Genomic DNA, 17,960 nt, shown 5'->3' with positions numbered 1-17,960 from the left:
GCAGCGCACCCCGCAACGCCGGACGTGGCGGCGGCGCCGCAGTCAGCGGCCGGCGTACCGGTAGCGAGCCCAGAGAGGGAGGGCGTACCAGCAGACCAGGTACCAGAGCAGGACGGCTCCGACGAGCCAGGGTACGAGGGCGTTGTGGGTGGCGACCCTCAGGACGAGCAGGAGCGAGGAGACCATGGTGGCCAGCAGGAGGAGCAGGCCGACGAAGGTCAGGCGTGACGCGAGTCGTACGGCCTGGGGCTTGACCCGCTGACCGGACACCAGTCGGTGCAGCGAGACCGGTCCGATGAGGGCCCCCGTGGCGCATGCGCCGAGGACCACGGTGACGATGTAGATGACCTGCTCGACGTGGCCCAGTTGTGCGTACTTGGGGGTGAAGACCACGGTGAGCAGGAACCCGAACAGGATCTGTACTCCGGTCTGCGCGACGCGGACCTCCTGGATGAGCTCGCCCCACTTCCGGTCGGCCCTCTCTTCCACGGTCTCGTCGCGCCCGGTCCGTCTCTCCGCATCCGTCATGGACTCCGGATAGCCGCTCGTAGATCGCTCAAACGGGTCGTCAACGACGGCGAAGCGGCCTGACCGAATGTCGAGCGGTGGCCTACCCTCCCGGCTGCGCGGCCAGTCGGGCGGCGCGCAGGCTGAGGTGGTGCCGCTCCGGGAGGCTGGCGGTGCGGCGGGCGGCGATGCGGTAGTCGGCGGCGGCCTCTTCCCGGTCTCCGGCGAGCTCGTGCAGATGGGCGCGGACCGCGTACAGCCGGTGGTGGGCGGTGAGCGCGGGCGGCGGGTCGGCGAGCAGGGCGAGGCCGGCGGCGGGGCCGTCCACCATGGCGATGGCGACCGCCCGGTTCAGGACGATCAGCGGGTTGTCGGAGATGCGGGCTAGTACCCCGTACAGGGCGAGGATCTGCGGCCAGTCGGTGTCGGCGGCGGTCTGCGCCTCGTCGTGGACGGCCGCGATCGCCGCCTGCACCTGGTACGGGCCGACCGGACCACGCGGCAGGGCGGCGGTGATCAGCGAGACGCCCTCGGCGATCGCGGCGGTGTCCCATCGGCCGCGGTCCTGCTCGGCGAGCGGGACGAGTTCGCCGTGCGGGCCGGTACGGGCGGGCCCGCGCGCCTCGGTGAGCAGCAACAGCGCGAGCAGGCCGGCCACCTCGGCGTTGCCCGGCAGCAGTGTGTGGACGGCCCTGGTGAGGCGGATCGCCTCCTGCGAGAGTTCGACCCGCCGCAGTTCGGGGCCGGTGCTGCTGGCGTAGCCCTCGTTGAAGATCAGGTAGAGCACGTGCAGCACCGCGTCCAGGCGAGCCGGCCACTCGGCCCTGTCCGGAATCCGGAACGGCACTCCGGAGTCCTTGATCCGCTGCTTGGCCCGGCTGATCCGCTGGCCCATGGTCGCCTCGGGGACGAGGAACGCCGCGGCGATCTCCCCCGTGGTCAGCCCGCCGACCGAGCGGAGGGTGAGCGCGATCGCCGAGGCCGGCGACAGCACAGGGTGGCAGCACAGGAACAGCATCGCGAGGGTGTCGTCGTGCGCGCCCTGGTCCCCGGCGTCGGCCCCGGGCGCGGATCGCCGGTCGGCCGGGACATGACCGGCCACCAGCTCCTCTCGTCGGCGGCGGGCCTGCTCGCTACGGACCTGCTCGGTCATCCGGCGGCCGGCGACCTGAACCAGCCAGCCGCGCGGGTTGCGCGGCACACCCTCGGCCGGCCACTGCGTGGCGGCGTCCAGCAGGGCCTCCTGGACAGCGTCCTCGGCGGTGGCGAAGTCCCCGTAGCGGCGGGTGAGCACGCCGACGACCTGCGGCGCGAGCGTGCGCAGCAGGTCCTCGACGTTCGGATCGAAAGTCGTCACAGGGGGAGTTCACAGCTCGGTGGGCGGGGCCGCCATGATCTGGCGCACCTCGATCGGCATGTCGAGCGGCCGCCCGCCCGGGCCGGGGGCGGCGGAGACGGCGGCGGCGATCTCGATCGCCCGCTGCTCGGTGTCGCAGTCCACGATCCACCAGCCGGCCACCCACTCCTTGGACTCCGGGAACGGGCCCTCGGTGACGACCGGCGCGCCGCCACTGTGGGAGCGCACGATCCGGGCGGTCTCCGGCATGGCCAGGCCCTGGGCGTCGACCAGCTCCCCGGCGGCGGCGAGGCCGGCATTGGTCTGCTTCATGAACTGGATGTGGGCCTGGATCTCCTCGGGCCCCCACTCCTCGAGCTTGGGGAAGTCGACGTTCTTCTCGCTGAACTGCATCAGCAGCATGTACTTCACGGTTCTGCTCCTCGTTCGTCGTACCCGCCCCGGGCGGGGGCCGTCACGGGTAGGTAGAAGCACGCTCGGCGTTTTCGACATCATCGACGGAAATCCGCGAAAAACTTGGCGGCCGTGAGAAGGGACCGTGAGTGGTCCCACGGCGTGTCGCGCAGTGCCTCTGCGTCGCACGCGGCCAGTGGCAGCCACAGGCAGCCATGACCTGCGACAACCATCCGCATGAGCTCCTCCTCGATCGCGGTGCTTGAATGGACCGCCGTTCCTGGTCTGGCAAGGAGAAGCGCTGTGCCCCTGGTGTCTGTCGTCATGCCCGTGTACAACTCGGCAACCACCCTCGGCGCAGCCGTCCGATCGGTGCTCACGCAGACCCACACCGACCTGGAGCTGCTCGTCACCGACGACCAGTCCTCCGATGGCTCCATGAACCTGCTCCGCGAGTTCGCCGAGCAGGACGAGCGCGTTCTGCCGGAGTCGGCACCCGAACGGGGCGGTGCGGGCCGGGCCCGCAACCTGGCGATTCAGCGGGCCCGCGGGGACTACATCGCCTTTCTCGACAGCGACGACATGTGGCTTCCGGAGAAGACCGAGAAGCAGCTCGCCTTCGCCGTGGAAGGTGATGCGCCGCTGACGTTCACCTCGTACTTCAAGATGGACGCCGACCACGACGGCGACAGCACCGACTGGGTCCCGAACGGGCGGGTGGTCCCTGCGCGGGAGCACGTGGACTACCGCGCGATGCTGGTCCGGGACCACATCGGTGCCCTCACCGCCATGTACGACCGCAATGTCCTGGGCACAAGGCTGATGCCGGAGATGCGCAAGCGGCAGGACTACGCCCTCTGGCTGTCGATCATGCGGGACGGCGCTGACGCCCGGGGCCTGGCCGAGCCGCTCGCGGTGTACCGGGCCCACCAGGCGGGATCCCTGTCCTCCAACAAGCTGTCGCTCGTGCGGTACAACTGGTCGCTGTACCGCGAACACGAGCACCTGTCGGTCCCGCGGGCGGCGCGGGCGCTGGCCGGCGCTGCGTGGCAGTCGCTGCGCAACTCGCGCATCTGAATCCGTGCGACGCGGATCACGACGTCCCCGACCTCCTTCCCCCGGCACTCGACGAACTGGGCCTCACCTTTCGCTCGGTGGGCGGTGTCGCCGGGCAGGAAGCCGCCGTGCGAGCACTTGCCGCCCGGATGCCGGCCGGCGAGCTGACGCCGCGCCAGCTGGTCTTCCGAATCCACAGCGGTTCGGGCACGAGCTGCCTCTGGCCGAGCAACTCGCCGAACCGGGCGACGAGTACGACTTCCTCTGGTCCGACCCCCGCTCGAGTGACCTGCCCGGGTAACCGTCCCTCCACGAGCACCCGGCTGCGGCCACGAGGGCCGGAGGGCATGAGACTGCCCGTATCGGACCGCAAACGCGGTTGCGGCCTTAGCGAACGATGAGTGGGCCGACCGGCGGTTCGTGGCGCAGCCCGTCCCCCAACACCGCAGCCACCACAGACCACGCCTGGACATCACGCCTGGCCGGCGGAGCGAAGTCATGGCGGGCGCACATGAGGGGCTGAGAACATTTCGGGCATACGTGCTCCCGCCGCGGACAGGCAGGACGGTTCGAACCATCGGGCAGACGTTGACTCGTCAAGCAATTGACGGTGTGTCGCCCTGGTGAGCCGAAGTCCGGAGCGGCCTGTGGCGTGGCGCGTGACACCCGGCGCGCGGCGGCATCATCCCACCGCGGCCGCCTGCCGCAAGTTGCGAGATCCGTCAACTCGTCAGATCGTGGAAGAGAGACCGTGGAGGACCGCACCGTGCCGGACCGGCGCGCGGACGCCTGGTGTCTGGAGCGGCAGCAGCCACGACCACCACGGCAGGCACACGCGGTGGTGACCGTGGAGATCACCGGCCGCCGAGTTCGTCGACGTATCCCTCTCGGACAAGGCGGCGTCGTCCGCGTGGCCGCCCCACGGCGCTCCCTCCGGATCAACGCATCGGGAGGAACAGCGCGATGATCAAAGGCTATGACGTATCCGTCTTCCAGGACGCGAACTTCCCCACCGCCGGGATCAGTTTCGCGTTCATCAAGGGCACCGAGGGACGTACCTACGCCAACCCCAAGCAGAAGGAGCAGGCCGCGCACGCCCGCGCCGCGGGACTCGTCGTCGGCTTCTACCACTTCCTGCACCCGGGTCACATCAAGGAGCAGGCGGCTCACTTCGTGGAGGGCTCCGCGAGCATCGAGTACGACATGCTGGTCGTCGACTGGGAGACCAACCCGGACGGCACCGCGGCATCCTGTGCGGAGAAGGACTCCTTCATCGCCGAGGTCAAGCGGCTGCGCGGCTCGAAGCACAAGGTCGGGCTGTACTGCAACCGGGACTTCTGGCGGCACCGGGACACCACCGGCAACGCGGGTGACTTCCTGTGGATCGCCGAGTACGGCGTGACCGCCGGCAAACCCGACATCCAGAGCAAGTGGGTGTTCCACCAGTACACCGACAAGCCCCTGGACACCAACGTGAGCGTCTTCACCTCGAAGGCCGAGCTGGTCGCCTTCGCCGGCGGCATCAACGGCGTGAAGAACTAGAGCCCGAAGCCGGGCGGGGCCTCGGAACTCCGCCCGTCGACGGCGCACCCGTTCAGGGCGACCCCCGCCGGAGCCGCTCGACCTCCCCACTCTCTTCCGGAGTCAGAGTCGCCGACACGGCTCGGCTTCACCGACGTCCGGCGCCAGGACGAGACCGTGACCGCCGGCACCCCGGACGCGGCACCAGGGTTCATCCTCACCCGGGACAGCGACGTGCACGGCCGCTGCATCGCTCTCGCGGGCAGCGGCGTTCCCCCCGGACCCAGCGGTCTCGAGATCGACGTCGACGAGTCCGTCCTGCGGATGGCGGGGAACCACCACATGGTCGCCACGGGCCTGGCCCACCCGACGTTCTACCGGAGCCTGTTCACCAGTCTCCGCGCCGAGCTGGCGACCGTGGCCCGGCAGGCACGGGAGTCCGGGCTCGGCAACGGCTCGCCGGCCTGCTTCCCCGCCTTCCTGGCCGGTGTCCAGGACCGCTACTCCATCCTGTCCACCGGTGAGCGGCGCGCGGGCCTGCAGCACGTCGTGGAGATCACCGACGGGCAGACACTGAAAATGACGCGTCCGGCCGAGGATCTGATCTTCGACGAGGCCTGAGAACATCGGCCGGCCTTCGAGGATCAGGCGAGAGCCGTAGAACAGCGCCTCGCCGATCAGGTCCTCGGCCGGGTCCACTTCGGGCCGGTGCGGGCCCAGGCCCGCTCCCACTCGGCCAGCCGGTGCCGCAGCGCGATCCGGCGCTCGACGGCGCTGCCGAGCAGGACCACGGCCGCCGCGCCGCCCGCCGCGCACACGCCCACGGTCACCGTGTGCTGCCAGACCGCGACGTCGTCCGGGGGAGGTGCCACACTGCGGCCCCGGGTGTCGAACCACACGGTGACCTCGTCCCCCGGGCGGGTGCCCGCCGGCACCCGGGCCGACGCGGTCCGAGGCCCCTTGCCCGGCTCGGTCCAGCGGACCATGGCCTGGTAGGGATGTTCACGGTCGCCCTGTACTGCGGGCAGCCGCCGGGTCGGGTCGGCGATCACCTCGGCGCGCACGTGATGCCGTTCGGAGCGCTCGGTGACCGCGACGGTCTGCGCGCGGTCGTGGGCACGCAGCCCGGCCGCCACCCCGACCAGGGGCGCGACGACGAACAGCAGCACGGAGACGACGAGGACCGTCCATGCCTCCACGACGTCCGACCGCCGCCGCAGCGTATTGCGCCGCCACCGCCAGCCATGCACCACGGTCCCCATGCCCACCTCCTCGCCGCCGGAGGCGGGGGAGAGGCGGGCCATGTCACCGGCTCGTCCGCCCCCACCGCCGTGCACGAGCGTCCACACCCGTCACGTACCCCGTACGGCGCACCTCGCTCACACCGCCCACCGCGACTTCAAGCCTTGTGGGGCAGGGGCGGGGAAAGCACCGTGGGAGGGCGGGGGCGGGTGCTGCGGGCGGTAGGGACACGGGCAGGCGCGGCCCGTGCCCCGTGCCTCGTCGTCAGCCGAAGCGTTCGATGCGGATTCGTTCGACCGGCTGGCCGGCCTCGACCAGCAGGCGGGAGGCGTGCTCGGCGAAGCCGTTGGAGCCGCACACATAGGCCTCCCAGCCGCCGGCGGGCCGCTCGGCCAGCAGTGGCGCCAGCTGGGCGGCCGCAAGGCGGCCCACCGGCACCCCGTGCGGAGCGCTGCGCGTGAACACGGCCGTCGTCTCCGCGCCCAGCTCCCGGGCGTAGATCAGGTCCTCGGGGCCGCGCGCCGACACCAGCATCCGCAGCGGCACGGCGAGCCCCCGGGCCCGGTGGTGCCGCACCATCGACATCAGCGGCACGATCCCGGAGCCGGCGCCGAGCAGCAGGGCGGGCCGGTCGCCCGGCCAGGCGAAGAAGCCGCTCAGCGGGCCGCGCACCTCGACCGTGTCACCGGGCCTGGCCAGCGTGTGGAACCAGCTCGACACCTCGCCGTCCGGCACGTGGTCGAGGGTCAGCTCGATGTGGCCGGAGTCGTCGGGCGCGGACGCGATCGAGTAGTGGCGCTGGGCCACGTAGCCGTCCGGCGCGGTCAGCCGCAGCATCAGGTGCTGCCCGGGCAGGTGCCCCGCCCAACGCGGCACCGCGAGCCGGAAGGTGGCCGCGCGCGGGGTCTCGCGACGGATCTCCGTCAGCGTGGCCGTCTGCCACGCCGCCGCCACCTGGCCGCTGACCGCGATGCGGCCGGGCACGGCGAAGCGCGACGGGGGCGTGAAGGTCGTCACCGTCTCAGTCACCGGAGTACCGCTGCTCCTCCCACGGGTTGCCCCGCTCGTGGTAGCCGTTCTGCTCCCAGAAACCCGGCTCGTCGTGGTCGAGCAGCGTGATGCCGGCGATCCACTTGGTGCTCTTCCAGAAGTACAGGTGCGGCACGACCAGCCGGGCAGGGCCGCCGTGCTCGGGCGCGAGCGGTTCACCGTCGAACTCCCAGGCGATCCAGGCGCGGCCGCCGGTGAGGTCCGCGAGCGGAAGGTTCGCGGTGTAGCCCGTGTGGGAGTAGGCGACCGCGTGCGTGGCCGTCGCCCGGGGCCGGACCGCCTCGAAGAACGTGTCCAGCGAGACACCGCCGAAGCGCACCCCGAACTTCGACCAGCCGGTCACACAGTGGATGTCGCCCGCGTACGAGGACCCGGGCAGGGCGCGCGCCTCGTCCCAGTGCCACGTCCGCGGCCGCTCCACCAGCCCGTCGACGCGGAAGGACCAGTCGGCCGGCGCGAGGCGGGGGGTGACCTCGGCGGACAGGACGGGCCAGTCGTCCCCCGCGTCGTACTGCCCCGGTGGCAGTCCCGGATTGACGACGCGCGGGCGACCCGTGAAGCCTCGGGTGACGTTCATGCTTCAACCGTACGCTGTCGGCGCGCGTGCTCCGTCCCAGGTCACCGCCCCGATCGTTACATGCTCATGAACGGCGGGCGGGCCGGGAATAGCCGCACCCCGCGCCTCCTTGCAGCCTGACGTGCCGGCCGGTGTGCCGGTGACGGACCCGGACCGACGGAAGCGAGGAACGAGGATGCCCGAGGCGAACCGGATCGCCCTGACCGAAGCGGCACGGGGTGCCGAGGACGACGCGGCCCCGGCGGGGGCCGGCGCACCGCACGTCCTGGACAACCCCGCCCTCGCCTCCCTCACCGGACCGCACGCCCGCTTCGCCGAGCGGCGCGGACGCGTGCTGCGCTACCCCGTCGACGTCTCCCCGTGGCTGGCCCTGCCCGCCGACCCGGACGCGGACGACTGGGCCGACCTCGCGGCACTGGCCGGCCCCGGCGCCGAGGTGCCGCTGCCCGGCTTCCGCGGGCAGGTGCCGGACGGCTGGGAGGTCACCTTCCGGATGGAGGGCGTGCAGTTCGTGGACGACGGTCTCGCCGCCGCGCCGGACCCGGAGGCGGTCCGCCTCGGTCCCGCGGACGTGCCCGAGATGCTCGACCTGGTGGCGCGCACCCGGCCCGGGCCGTTCCTGCCGCGCACGATCGAACTCGGCACCTACCTCGGCATCCGCCGCGGGGGCGCGCTGATCGCGATGGCGGGGGAGCGGCTGCACCCGCCGGGCTGGACCGAGATCAGTGCGGTCTGCACCGACCCGGCGTACCGCGGCGAGGGCCTCGCGACCCGGATGATCCTCGCGGTCGCGCACGGTATCCAGGAGCGTGGCGAGACCCCGTTCCTGCACACCAGCGCGGAGAACGGCAACGCGATCCGGCTCTACGAGTCCCTGGGCTTCCGGCTGCGCCGCCGCACCGCCTTCCTGGCCGCGCGGGCGCCCGAGCCGCTGGCCGACGCGCGGGGAGCCGCCGTACCGGTCCCGTAGAGCACGGCGCCACCCCAGCGTGCGCATCCGGCGCCGGGCCGCAGGCCTACCCCCCGCAGGACCGCGAGCTCACCCGGCGCCCGCGCCCGGCGCCCCCGCGTTGTACCGCTGCAGATACGCCGCGAAGCGGACCAGGTCGTCCTCCGGCCAGCCGGCCAGTCGGTCCCGGAAGGCGGCCCGGCGGCTGCGCGTCACCTGGGCGAGGATGTCCTGTCCCGCCACGGTCAGGTGCAGCACCTGGACCCGGTGGTCCGCGGGGTCCTGGCGCCGCTCGATCAGCCCGGCCCGCTCCAGCGCGGCCACCTGGCGGCTCACCGTCGACTTGTCCAGGGCGTAGTGCGCCGCGAGGTCCGTCGCCCGGCAGCCGCCGCTCTCCTCCATGTGGCCGAGCAGGGTGTACGACACCAGCGACAGCTCGGGGTGCATGCGCCCCGCCGAGGCCCGGGCCCGGCGGGCGAAGACCGTCATCTCGCGCTGGATCGTCTCCACGGCCGTCTGCGCCGCCGTCACGGGATCACCTCCTGGGCACCTGCGGGGCACCTGCGAGGCATCGCCTCCGCCCCTCGCCATTCAGTTGCATACTACAACTGGTGGCGCTGGGATAAAGTGGCCGCCCGGTCGCCGACGGTACGCGGCCGCGCGCCACGAGGGGACGGGACCGGCTTCCATGGCAGCACCGCCCTCCGCGTCTTCCTCCCCCTCGCCCGCCGCCCCCGGCCCCGTCACCCCCGAGGTCGTCGCCGCCGTCGTCTCCGCGCTGCGCTCCGCCGGGTGCGTCTTCGCCGAGGAGGAGGCGGAGTTGCTCCTCGCGACCGCCCGGACCCCGGAGGAACTGACCGCGATGGTGGACCGGCGGGCGGCCGGCCTCCCCCTCGAACACGTCCTCGGCTGGGCCGAGTTCCACGGGCTGCGCATCGCCGTGGACCCGGGCGTCTTCGTCCCCCGCCGCCGTACCGAGTTCCTGGTCGACCAGGCGCTGGCACGGGCTCCGCACACCCCAGTCGTCGTCGACCTGTGCTGCGGTTCCGGTGCGCTGGGCGCGGCCCTGGCCGCCGCGCTCGGCGCGGTCGAGGTGCACGCCGCCGACATCGACCCCGCCGCCGTGCGCTGCGCCCGCCGCAACCTCGTCCCGTACGGCGGCCTGGCCCACGAGGGCGACCTGTTCGACGCCCTGCCGGCCGGGCTGCGCGGCCGGGTCGGCATCCTCACCGCCAACGTGCCCTACGTGCCCAGCGACGAGGTGGCGCTGCTGCCTCCGGAGGCCCGCGACCACGAGCCGAAGACCGCCCTCGACGGCGGCGCGGACGGCCTCGACGTGCTGCGCCGGGTGGCCGCCGGGGCGTCCGAGTGGCTCGCGCCCGGCGGCCGCCTGCTGACCGAGACGAGCGAACGCCAGGCCCCGGCCGCCCTGGCGGCCTTCCGGGACGCGGGCCTGACGGCCCGTCTCGCCAAGTCCGAGGAGCTGTACGCGCATGTGGTGATCGGCGTACGGGGGTAGACCCGCCGCCGGCTATCGCGGGGACTGCTCGGGCAGTTCCTGCGCGCGGGCGATGAGCAGCGCCACGTCGTCGTGGTTGTCGGGGTGGTGCAGCGTGCGCAGCAGCAGGTCGCAGGCCTCCTCCAGCGGCCGGGGAGGTCCGTCGAGCAGGGACAGCAGGAAGTCCAGGCGCTCGTCCAGCGAGTGGCGGCGGGTCTCGACCAGCCCGTCGGTGTAGAACACCAGCTCGTCGCCCGGCTCGAAGTCGACGGTCACCGTGGAGAACTCCACCCCGCCCACCCCCAGCGGCACCCCGGTGGGCAGGTCCAGCAGCTCGGGCGGCCGGCCGGGGCGGACCCGGGCCGGGGGCAGATGGCCGGCGTTGGCGATCCGGCACTGGCGCAGATGCGGGTCGTGGACGGCGTACACGCAGGTCGCGATGGAGTGGTCGAGGGCCGAGGTCGTCTTGTCCAGGTGTTCCAGCAGCAGCGCCGGGTCGAGGCCGAGCGGGGCGAGCGTGGTGGTCGCGGTGCGCAGCCGGCCCATGGTGGCGGCGGCGCTGATGCCGCTGCCCATCACGTCGCCGACCACCAGCGCCGTCCGGCCGCCGTCGAGCGGGATGACGTCGAACCAGTCGCCGCCGACCTCGCTGGTGGCTCCCGCCGGCTGGTAGCGGGAAGCCACCTCCAGGCCGCAGGTCACCGGCGGATGGCTGGGCAGCAGGCTGCGCTGCAGGGTGAGCGCGGTGTTGCGGGCGTTCTGGTACCAGCGGGCGTTGTCGATCTGCACGGCCGCGCGGGACGCGAGCTCCCGGGCCAGCAGGAGGTCGTCCTCGCCGAACGGCTCCGGGGTGCGGGTGCGCTTGAGGTCGAGGGCGCCCAGCACCTCGCCGCGCGCGATCAGCGGCACGGCGAGGTAGGAGTGCAGGCCCGCCCGCCCCAGCGACTCGGCCGCCTCGGCCGAGCGCGCGATGCGCGGCAGGTCCTCGTCCTTCACCTGAGGCACCAGTACGGCCTCGCCGGTGCGGACGCACTGGGTGACCAGCCGGTCGGGCGCGTAGCGGGCGATGTGACCGGGCGGGTCGGCGGCGCACACGGCGTCCGACGCATCCGCGGGGCGCACCGCGAGCGCCCGGATCACCGCGGACTCCGACGGGCCCAGCGTGCTCGGCCGGCCCTCCACGACCGCGTCCAGCAGGTCCACGGCGGCGATGTCGGCCAGCGCCGGTACGGCCACCTCGGCCAGCTCGCAGGCGGTGCGCTCCAGCTCCAGCGTCGTGCCGATCCGGGCCGAGGCGTCGGCGATCACCGCGAGCCTGCGGCGCGCGGCCTCGGCCTCGACGGAGGCCCGGTGCTGCTCGGTGATGTCGACCAGGGAGGCCGCCACGCCCAGGACGTTGCCCATCGCGTCCTCCAGGCGGTACAGCGACAGCGCCCAGGTGTGGTCCTCGTCCGGGTCGGCCGGGGTGCGGCCGACGACGGGCCGGTCGATCAGCGGCACACCGGTCTCCAGCACCCGGCGGGCCGCGTCCTCCATGGTGCCCGACTCCAGCCGGGGCACGACCTCGCGCAGCCGGCGCCCCACGTGCTCGGCGGCGGGCAGTCCGTTGATCGCCTCCAGGGCCGGGTTGACCGAGACGAACCGCAGCTCGGTGTCCAGGACGGCGAGGCCCATCGGCGACTGCCGCACCATCCGCTCCGAGAGCGCCACGTCCTGCTCGAGGCGCCGTACGGTCGACTGGTCGGCGGCGAGCCCCAGCGCGTACACGTCGCCCCGGTCGTCCAGCAGCCGCATGTTGCGGAACTCCACCAGCCTGGTGGTGCCGTCCTTGTGCCGGATCGGGAAGCCGCCGGCCCAGCTCTGGCCGGTGCGCATGACGTCGGCGAACAGCTTGGCGACGAGTTCGATGTGCCGCTCGTCCACCATCAGCCGGGCGGCGTACTGGCCCAGCGCCTCCCGCGCGCTGTAGCCGAACAGCTCCTCGGCCTGCGGGCTCCACAGCACGATGCGGCCGTCGGTGTCCAGCACCACCGACGCCACGCTCAGTACGTCGAGCAGCCCGCCCGGCCGCTCCGGCCCGCGGGCGGGCTCGCCGCCCGCGGCCGCCGGAGCCTCGGCTGCACTCATGCCACGCACCGCCTTCGCCCGTCCGCACGGCACGTCGTCCCCCGTGCCGACTCCCCTTGTTCTACCGCGCTCACACCAGACTCTCCGACGCCGTCGCCGACTGTCTCCACCATCTCTCAACACGGCGGCGCACGTCCGCCGAAATCCGCACACCGTCGGCGGCCCCGAGGGGGTGCCGCCGACGGCGCGCCGCGGCCCGCGCCTCCGGGACCCGTGCGGGAGCGGTCCCGGCGGGGCGGGAGAGTTCACACCCATGTTGCTCGGTTGGTCTGTACATGACCACGCGACACGGCCAGACTGTCCGCCGTCCGAGTGTCCCCACCCCCCGTTCGAGGAGTCGGCCATGCCCGCGTCCGCCCGGCAACGTTGCCACGCAGTCCTCTCCGGACTGGTCACCCTGGCCACCGCCGCCGTCGTGTCCTTCGCCGCACCCGCGCCGGCCTCCGCCGCCGAGATCTGGAACGAGACGGGCTCGGACCGTGCCGACCCGCTGACCGAGAGCCAGGGACTGGCCTCGGTCGAGGTCCCGGCGAACAGCCCCAACCGGTACACCGGCATCGGCACCATCCCGATCGGCCTGTCCGTCCGCGGCTGGAACCACGTCGGCGACCCGGACGCCTCCTACGACGGCCACTACATCGAGCCCTACCAGCGGGACTCCGGGAACACGAAGATGTACCGCGTGCAGGCGCCGGGCGGCGGCTGGTCGGAGTACGTGCACACGCTGAGCCCCGGCGAGGCCCTGAACAACTCGTGGGACGCGATCTCGCCCGACGGCCAGTGGATGCTCTCGGGCGAGTGGGGCACGATGGACCGCCTGCTGGTCTTCCCGACCCCCGGTGTCAATCCGGCCACCTCGCCCTCGGCGAACCTCCCGCAGGCCTCCACGGTCCACCTCGACCACCCCGTGCGCGACGTCCAGGGCTGCGACTTCTCCGGCCCGACGACCCTGCTGTGCTCCTCGGACGACCCGGACGGCTCCCTGTTCGGCATGACCAAGCCGCTGCTCCGCGTGGACCTGTCGGCCGCCCCGAACGGCACGGCGGACGTCACCGGCCATGTCACGGCCCTGCGGCAGCTCCCGCTGCGCAGCTCCTGCTCGGGCTCCTTCGAGGTGGAGGGCACCGACTACGACCGCCGCACCGGCGTGCTGCGCGTGATCGTGGTGTCACCGGGGTTCTGCGTCCTCACGGACAGCAAGACGTACAAGTTCTCCCGCGGCTGAGGTGTGCTCATCGGGCCGCGGTGCTTTCCTGAGGATGGACGCGGTTCGGCGGGGTACCCCCGTTCCACCGCAGCGCGGCCACGAAAGGAGCGATCATGAGGAACGAGGACCGGTCGCACCAGGAGACCGTCTCGGTGGAGATCAGCGGCTCGAAGGAGGACGCGCGCCTCGTCTTCGACGCGCTGAACACCTGCTTCGCCTCGGACCGGGCCCCCGAAGAGGTGCCCCAGCAGCTCCACGAGACCCGTCCGATGGTGTGGCTCGGCACCTATGACGTCGCGGACGCCCGGGGGTCCGGCTGTCAGCCGGTCCACCTCGGCGCGTCCGTCACGGCGGACGTCCAGGGCGGCTACTGGGCGGTGAACCGGTTCCGCACCACCCTGGACTCGATGTTCGAGGTCGAGGAGACCTGCGCGGCCTCCGGGGACCAGGAGCGCGACCTGCACCTGCGCCTGGAAAGCCGCTGAGCGGACCTCCACCCTCGCGACGCCCCGCCCGGCACCCCGCCGGGCGGGGCGTCGTCGTGTACGGGCCCTGCGGTCCCGGAGTGGCCGGGCTCACGCCCCACCGGTTATGCAACTAGTTGCACAATGGGTCGGGCGTCCTCTACAACAAGAGGCGACCGCACCCTGCACGGAGGGCCCGATGAGCCGTTACCCCCACCTGATGTCCCCGCTCGACCTGGGATTCACCACGCTCCCCAACCGCGTGCTCATGGGCTCCATGCACGTCGGCCTCGAGGAGGCCGAGCGCGGCTTCGAGCGGATGGCGGCCTTCTACGCCGCCCGCGCCCGCGGGGGAGTCGGCCTGATCGTCACCGGCGGCATCGCACCCAACGACGAGGGACGCCCCTACGAGGGCGGCGCCAAGCTCACCACCGAGGCCGAGGCCGAGCGGCACCGGGCCGTCACCGACGCCGTGCACCGCGAGGGCGGCCGGATCGCGATGCAGATCCTGCACTTCGGCCGGTACGCCTACCACCGGGACCTGGTCGCCCCGAGCGCGCTGCAGGCCCCGATCAGCCCCTTCGTGCCCCGCGAACTCACCGACGCCGAGGTCGAGCGGACCATCGACGACTACGCCCGCGCCGCCCGCCTCGCCCGGCAGGCCGGCTACGACGGCGTGGAGATCATGGGCTCCGAGGGCTACCTCATCAACGAGTTCATCGCCGCGCAGACCAACCGGCGCGAGGACCGCTGGGGCGGCTCGTACGAGAACCGGACGCGCTTCCCCGTCGAGATCGTCCGCCGGGTGCGCGAGGCCGTCGGCGAGGACTTCATCATCGTCTACCGGCTGTCCATGCTCGACCTGGTCCCGGGCGGCTCCTCGCTGGAGGAGGTCGTCAGCCTCGCCAAGGCCGTCGAGGCCGCCGGGGCGACCATCATCAACACCGGCATCGGGTGGCACGAGGCCCGCATCCCCACCATCGCCACCTCCGTGCCGCGCGGTGCCTACACCTGGGTCACCAGGAAGCTCATGGGCGCGGTGAACGTCCCGCTGGTGACCACCAACCGCATCAACACCCCGGAAGTCGCCGAGCAGTTGCTCGCCGACGGGCACGCCGACATGGTCTCCATGGCCCGCCCTATGCTCGCCGACCCCGAGTTCGTCAACAAGGCCGCGGCCGGCCGGCCGGAGGCCATCAACACCTGCATCGGCTGCAACCAGGCCTGCCTCGACCACACCTTCAGCGGGCAGATCACCTCCTGCCTGGTCAACCCGCGCGCCTGTCACGAGACCGAACTCGTGCTCTCCCCGACCCGGCTGCGCAAGCGCGTCGCCGTCGTGGGCGCGGGCCCGGCCGGCCTCGCCTGCGCGGTGAGCGCCGCGGAGCGCGGTCACGACGTCACCCTGTTCGACGCCGCGAGCGAGATCGGCGGCCAGCTGAACGTGGCCCGCAAGGTCCCCGGCAAGCAGGAGTTCGACGAGACGCTGCGCTACTTCCGCCACCAGCTCGACGCGCACGGCGTGGACGTACGCCTCGACACCTGGGTCGGCGCCGCGGACCTCGACGGCTTCGACGAGGTCGTCGTCGCCACCGGCGTCACCCCGCGCACCCCCGACATCCCCGGCGCCGACCACCCCCGCGTCCTCGGCTACCTCGACGTCCTGCGCGACGGCGCCCCCGTCGGCGACCGGGTCGCCGTGCTCGGCGCCGGCGGCATCGGCTTCGACGTCGCCGAGTACCTCACCGACGGTGGCGACAAGGCGCACGAGGACCCCGCGACCTACTTCCGCCACTGGGGCGTCGACATGGACTACACGGCCCCCGGCGGCCTCGCCGCGCCCGAGCGGCCCGCCCCGCCGCGTACGGTCCACCTGCTCCAGCGCAAGAGCACCAAGGTCGGCGCCGGGCTCGGCAAGACCACCGGCTGGATCCACCGGACCGAACTCAAGCACCGCGGCGTGACCATGGTCCCGGGCGTGCGCTACGACCGGATCGACGACGCCGGCCTGCACATCACCGTCGGTGACGAGAGCACGGTCCTGGAGGTCGACACCGTCGTGCTGTGCACCGGCCAGGAGCCGCGCCGGGACCTCTACGAGGAACTGGTCGCGGCCGGGCGCAGCGCCCACCTCATCGGCGGCGCCGACGTCGCGGCCGAACTGGACGCCAAGCGGGCCATCAAGCAGGGCACCGAGCTGGCGGCGGCCCTGTAGCGGCCGTGGCGCGTCCCTAGGATGAGGCCATGTCACTCCCGCACGCCATCCTCACCGCCCTGCTGGAGAAGCCGTCGTCGGGCCTCGAACTGACCCGCAGGTTCGACAAGTCGATCGGCTACTTCTGGTCGGCCACGCACCAGCAGATCTACCGCGAGCTGGGGAAGCTGGAGGGCGAGGGCTTCATCCGCACGCTGCCGGCCGAACAGCCGGCCCGTGGGCAGAAGAAGAGGTACGAGGTGCTGCCCGCGGGCCGCGCCGAGCTGGCCCGCTGGACCGCCGCGGCCCAGGACCCCAAGCCGCAGCGGGACGTCCTCCTGCTGCGGCTGCGGGCCGCCGCGGTGGTCGGCACGGGGGGCCTGGAGGCCGACCTGAGCCGCCATCTGGAGCTGCACCGGCGGCAGTTGGCGGAGTACGAGGAGATCGAGCGGCGCGACTTCCCGCCGGACCGGGACGCCCCGCAGGACCGCCTGCGCCACCTGGTCCTGCGCGCCGGCATCGATCTGGAGACCTTCTGGACCCGGTGGCTCACCCACGCCCTGACGGAACTCGCCGACCTCCCCGGCGAGGGACCGGCGCCCGAGCCGCGAACGGCGGACGGCACGCCCGGCTGACCGCGGCCCGGGCCGCCGTCAGCCGCCCGGGCCCCGGGACCGGGGCTCACCGGGCCGCTCGCTTGAAGGGCGCCCGCTGGGCCGGGGGTTCAGGGGGCGCCGCCGGGCCGGGGGCAGAGGGGCGCCCACGGGGCGGGGGCTCAGGGGGCGCCGCCGGGTCGGGAGTCCCCGGTCGCCCACCGGGGACGCAGGGTTTCGAGGGGCGCCGGACGGGTCGGGGGTTCACGGGCGTCCCCCAGGCCGGGAGCCTAGGGGCGCCACCGGGTCGGGGGAGAAGGAGGGGCGCCCATCGGGCCGCAGGGTTTCGAGGGGGCGTCCCCCAGGCCGGGAGCCCAGGGGCGCCGCCGGGCCGGGAGTCCCCGGTCGCCCATCGGGCCGGGGGGTTTCGAGGGGCGCCGGACGGGTCGGGGGTTCACGGGCGTCCCCCAGGCCGGGAGTCCAGGGGCGCCGCCGGGTCGGGGGAGAAGGAGGGGCGCCCATCGGGTCGGGGGAGAAGGAGGGGCGCCCACCGGGTCGGGGCTCAGAGGGGCGGCGCCGTCTCAGAGCCGGTAGGGCTTCGAGCGGCGGCGCAGGAACCAGGCCGCGGCGATGACCCCGGAGCCCACCAGCGCCGCGCCGACGCCCACGGTGAGCGGGCCGTAGTCACGGGCCGCGCCACCGAGACCGCCCATGACACCGCGCGCGGGCGCGGGCTTGGACGTCGAGGAGATCGTGGGGGCGGCCGGGGCGGCCGGGGCGGAGACGATGACGGACTGGGTCCCGGCGCTCAGGCCGTTGGAGCAGAGCACGACGACGGTGTACGTCCCCGGGCTCACCCCGGACCAGGCCGCGGACTGGCTGACGGTGGTGCCCGACAGGGCCACCTGCCGGCCCTGCGCGAAGTTCGCCTCGCGGCTGCCGAGGAGCGAGGCGTTGCCCCAACTGCCGTTGGTCTGCGTGCAGGCGCTGGTGACGACCGAGACCGTGGACCCGGTGGTGCTCACCGAGATTCCCGAGGCCGCGGCCGACGGCCCGGCCAGTGTGGCCGGGAGCGCGGCGGCGGCCGCCAGGGTCAGGCCGGAGCGGATGAGAAGGCGGGAATTACGCATTGGCTGGCCCTCCGGCGGCACGGTTGGCGGTACGTCCCATGCGCCGCCGAGGGTCGGGAAACGTCCGTGCTGCCTCAACGGCAGCAAACGTCCTC

Annotated in this window: 18 protein-coding genes; 9 read left to right on the top strand and 9 right to left on the bottom strand. The window is 73.1% G+C overall.

Going from position 1 to position 17,960, the window contains the following annotated elements; all coding sequences use genetic code 11:
• Positions 1-42: 42 nt before the first annotated feature.
• The 3 genes from PV343_RS00170 to PV343_RS00160 form a co-directional block, all read right to left on the bottom strand.
• Positions 43-528 carry a DUF6328 family protein gene (locus PV343_RS00170; RefSeq protein ID WP_319144646.1) on the bottom strand — a complete coding sequence of 162 codons (486 nt, stop codon included), beginning with the start codon at positions 526-528 and terminating at the stop codon, positions 43-45.
• A gap of 82 nt (positions 529-610) precedes the next feature.
• Positions 611-1,864 (bottom strand): RNA polymerase sigma factor, encoded by a 1,254-nt coding sequence (locus PV343_RS00165; RefSeq protein WP_319144645.1) that lies wholly within the window; start codon positions 1,862-1,864, stop codon positions 611-613.
• A 9-nt stretch (positions 1,865-1,873) separates the two neighbouring features.
• Positions 1,874-2,266: a YciI family protein gene (locus tag PV343_RS00160; protein ID WP_319145151.1), complete on the bottom strand. Its 393-nt coding sequence runs from the start codon at positions 2,264-2,266 to the stop codon at positions 1,874-1,876.
• Between the two features lie 294 nt (positions 2,267-2,560).
• On the opposite strand from PV343_RS00160, the gene PV343_RS00155 reads away from it, so the two are divergent.
• The 3 genes from PV343_RS00155 to PV343_RS00145 all read left to right on the top strand — a co-directional run bounded on the left by PV343_RS00155 (position 2,561) and on the right by PV343_RS00145 (position 5,455).
• Entirely contained in the window at positions 2,561-3,334 is a 774-nt protein-coding gene (locus PV343_RS00155) for a glycosyltransferase family 2 protein (RefSeq protein WP_319144644.1), read from the top strand.
• Positions 3,335-4,276: 942 nt separating this feature from the next.
• A complete protein-coding gene (locus tag PV343_RS00150) occupies positions 4,277-4,855 on the top strand; it encodes a glycoside hydrolase family 25 protein (RefSeq protein ID WP_319144643.1) in 579 nt (192 codons plus the stop codon).
• Between the two features lie 156 nt (positions 4,856-5,011).
• Complete coding sequence (locus PV343_RS00145; RefSeq protein WP_319144642.1) at positions 5,012-5,455, top strand: hypothetical protein; 444 nt, start codon at positions 5,012-5,014, stop codon at positions 5,453-5,455.
• A gap of 56 nt (positions 5,456-5,511) precedes the next feature.
• Here the strand turns inward: PV343_RS00145 and PV343_RS00140 are convergent, their stop codons facing one another.
• The 3 genes from PV343_RS00140 to PV343_RS00130 form a co-directional block, all read right to left on the bottom strand.
• Positions 5,512-6,138: a hypothetical protein gene (locus PV343_RS00140; RefSeq protein WP_388235199.1), complete on the bottom strand. Its 627-nt coding sequence runs from the start codon at positions 6,136-6,138 to the stop codon at positions 5,512-5,514.
• Positions 6,139-6,340: 202 nt separating this feature from the next.
• On the bottom strand, positions 6,341-7,105 hold the full coding sequence (locus PV343_RS00135) for a ferredoxin reductase (RefSeq protein WP_319144641.1): 765 nt from the start codon (positions 7,103-7,105) through the stop codon (positions 6,341-6,343).
• Positions 7,098-7,703: a sulfite oxidase-like oxidoreductase gene (locus PV343_RS00130; RefSeq protein ID WP_319144640.1), complete on the bottom strand. Its 606-nt coding sequence runs from the start codon at positions 7,701-7,703 to the stop codon at positions 7,098-7,100. Before PV343_RS00130 ends, PV343_RS00135 begins: the two co-directional genes overlap by 8 nt.
• A gap of 175 nt (positions 7,704-7,878) precedes the next feature.
• On the opposite strand from PV343_RS00130, the gene PV343_RS00125 reads away from it, so the two are divergent.
• Positions 7,879-8,673: a GNAT family N-acetyltransferase gene (locus tag PV343_RS00125; RefSeq protein WP_319144639.1), complete on the top strand. Its 795-nt coding sequence runs from the start codon at positions 7,879-7,881 to the stop codon at positions 8,671-8,673.
• A gap of 69 nt (positions 8,674-8,742) precedes the next feature.
• On the opposite strand, the gene PV343_RS00120 is transcribed toward PV343_RS00125, so the two are convergent.
• Positions 8,743-9,141: a MarR family winged helix-turn-helix transcriptional regulator gene (locus PV343_RS00120; protein ID WP_319145149.1), complete on the bottom strand. Its 399-nt coding sequence runs from the start codon at positions 9,139-9,141 to the stop codon at positions 8,743-8,745.
• Between the two features lie 199 nt (positions 9,142-9,340).
• Between PV343_RS00120 and PV343_RS00115 the strand changes: the two genes are divergently transcribed.
• The gene (locus PV343_RS00115; RefSeq protein WP_319144638.1) at positions 9,341-10,171 is read left to right on the top strand and encodes a putative protein N(5)-glutamine methyltransferase; all 831 of its coding nucleotides are present in this window, start codon (positions 9,341-9,343) and stop codon (positions 10,169-10,171) included.
• Positions 10,172-10,183: 12 nt separating this feature from the next.
• Here the strand turns inward: PV343_RS00115 and PV343_RS00110 are convergent, their stop codons facing one another.
• On the bottom strand, positions 10,184-12,277 hold the full coding sequence (locus PV343_RS00110) for a SpoIIE family protein phosphatase (RefSeq protein WP_319144637.1): 2,094 nt from the start codon (positions 12,275-12,277) through the stop codon (positions 10,184-10,186).
• Positions 12,278-12,620: 343 nt separating this feature from the next.
• Between PV343_RS00110 and PV343_RS00105 the strand changes: the two genes are divergently transcribed.
• From PV343_RS00105 to PV343_RS00090, 4 genes are all read left to right on the top strand, one after another.
• The gene (locus tag PV343_RS00105; RefSeq protein ID WP_319144636.1) at positions 12,621-13,502 is read left to right on the top strand and encodes a hypothetical protein; all 882 of its coding nucleotides are present in this window, start codon (positions 12,621-12,623) and stop codon (positions 13,500-13,502) included.
• Positions 13,503-13,597: 95 nt separating this feature from the next.
• A complete protein-coding gene (locus PV343_RS00100) occupies positions 13,598-13,969 on the top strand; it encodes a hypothetical protein (RefSeq protein WP_319144635.1) in 372 nt (123 codons plus the stop codon).
• A 178-nt stretch (positions 13,970-14,147) separates the two neighbouring features.
• Positions 14,148-16,163 carry an NADPH-dependent 2,4-dienoyl-CoA reductase gene (locus tag PV343_RS00095; RefSeq protein WP_319144634.1) on the top strand — a complete coding sequence of 672 codons (2,016 nt, stop codon included), beginning with the start codon at positions 14,148-14,150 and terminating at the stop codon, positions 16,161-16,163.
• Between the two features lie 29 nt (positions 16,164-16,192).
• A complete protein-coding gene (locus PV343_RS00090) occupies positions 16,193-16,777 on the top strand; it encodes a PadR family transcriptional regulator (protein ID WP_319144633.1) in 585 nt (194 codons plus the stop codon).
• Between the two features lie 539 nt (positions 16,778-17,316).
• Here the strand turns inward: PV343_RS00090 and PV343_RS00085 are convergent.
• Entirely contained in the window at positions 17,317-17,865 is a 549-nt protein-coding gene (locus PV343_RS00085; RefSeq protein WP_319144632.1) for a hypothetical protein, read from the bottom strand.
• Positions 17,866-17,960 lie beyond the last annotated feature (95 nt).

The sequence above is a fragment of the Streptomyces sp. WI03-4A genome (genome assembly GCF_033792105.1).
GTDB lineage: Bacteria > Actinomycetota > Actinomycetes > Streptomycetales > Streptomycetaceae > Streptomyces > Streptomyces collinus_A.
This window is presented reverse-complemented; position numbering and strand designations above follow the sequence as displayed.

What these genes read in the sequence shown, in the direction of transcription:
- PV343_RS00170 (WP_319144646.1), bottom strand. Translation starts at nt 528, where the DNA reads ATGACGGATGCGGAGAGACGGACCGGGCGCGACGAGACCGTGGAAGAG.
- PV343_RS00160 (WP_319145151.1), bottom strand. Translation starts at nt 2,266, where the DNA reads ATGCTGCTGATGCAGTTCAGCGAGAAGAACGTCGACTTCCCCAAGCTC.
- PV343_RS00150 (WP_319144643.1), top strand. Translation starts at nt 4,277, where the DNA reads ATGATCAAAGGCTATGACGTATCCGTCTTCCAGGACGCGAACTTCCCC.
- PV343_RS00140 (WP_388235199.1), bottom strand. Translation starts at nt 6,138, where the DNA reads ATGGCCCGCCTCTCCCCCGCCTCCGGCGGCGAGGAGGTGGGCATGGGG.
- PV343_RS00130 (WP_319144640.1), bottom strand. Translation starts at nt 7,703, where the DNA reads ATGAACGTCACCCGAGGCTTCACGGGTCGCCCGCGCGTCGTCAATCCG.
- PV343_RS00125 (WP_319144639.1), top strand. Translation starts at nt 7,879, where the DNA reads ATGCCCGAGGCGAACCGGATCGCCCTGACCGAAGCGGCACGGGGTGCC.
- PV343_RS00120 (WP_319145149.1), bottom strand. Translation starts at nt 9,141, where the DNA reads ATGACGGTCTTCGCCCGCCGGGCCCGGGCCTCGGCGGGGCGCATGCAC.
- PV343_RS00115 (WP_319144638.1), top strand. Translation starts at nt 9,341, where the DNA reads ATGGCAGCACCGCCCTCCGCGTCTTCCTCCCCCTCGCCCGCCGCCCCC.
- PV343_RS00110 (WP_319144637.1), bottom strand. Translation starts at nt 12,277, where the DNA reads ATGAGTGCAGCCGAGGCTCCGGCGGCCGCGGGCGGCGAGCCCGCCCGC.
- PV343_RS00105 (WP_319144636.1), top strand. Translation starts at nt 12,621, where the DNA reads ATGCCCGCGTCCGCCCGGCAACGTTGCCACGCAGTCCTCTCCGGACTG.
- PV343_RS00100 (WP_319144635.1), top strand. Translation starts at nt 13,598, where the DNA reads ATGAGGAACGAGGACCGGTCGCACCAGGAGACCGTCTCGGTGGAGATC.
- PV343_RS00095 (WP_319144634.1), top strand. Translation starts at nt 14,148, where the DNA reads ATGAGCCGTTACCCCCACCTGATGTCCCCGCTCGACCTGGGATTCACC.
- PV343_RS00090 (WP_319144633.1), top strand. Translation starts at nt 16,193, where the DNA reads ATGTCACTCCCGCACGCCATCCTCACCGCCCTGCTGGAGAAGCCGTCG.
- PV343_RS00085 (WP_319144632.1), bottom strand. Translation starts at nt 17,865, where the DNA reads ATGCGTAATTCCCGCCTTCTCATCCGCTCCGGCCTGACCCTGGCGGCC.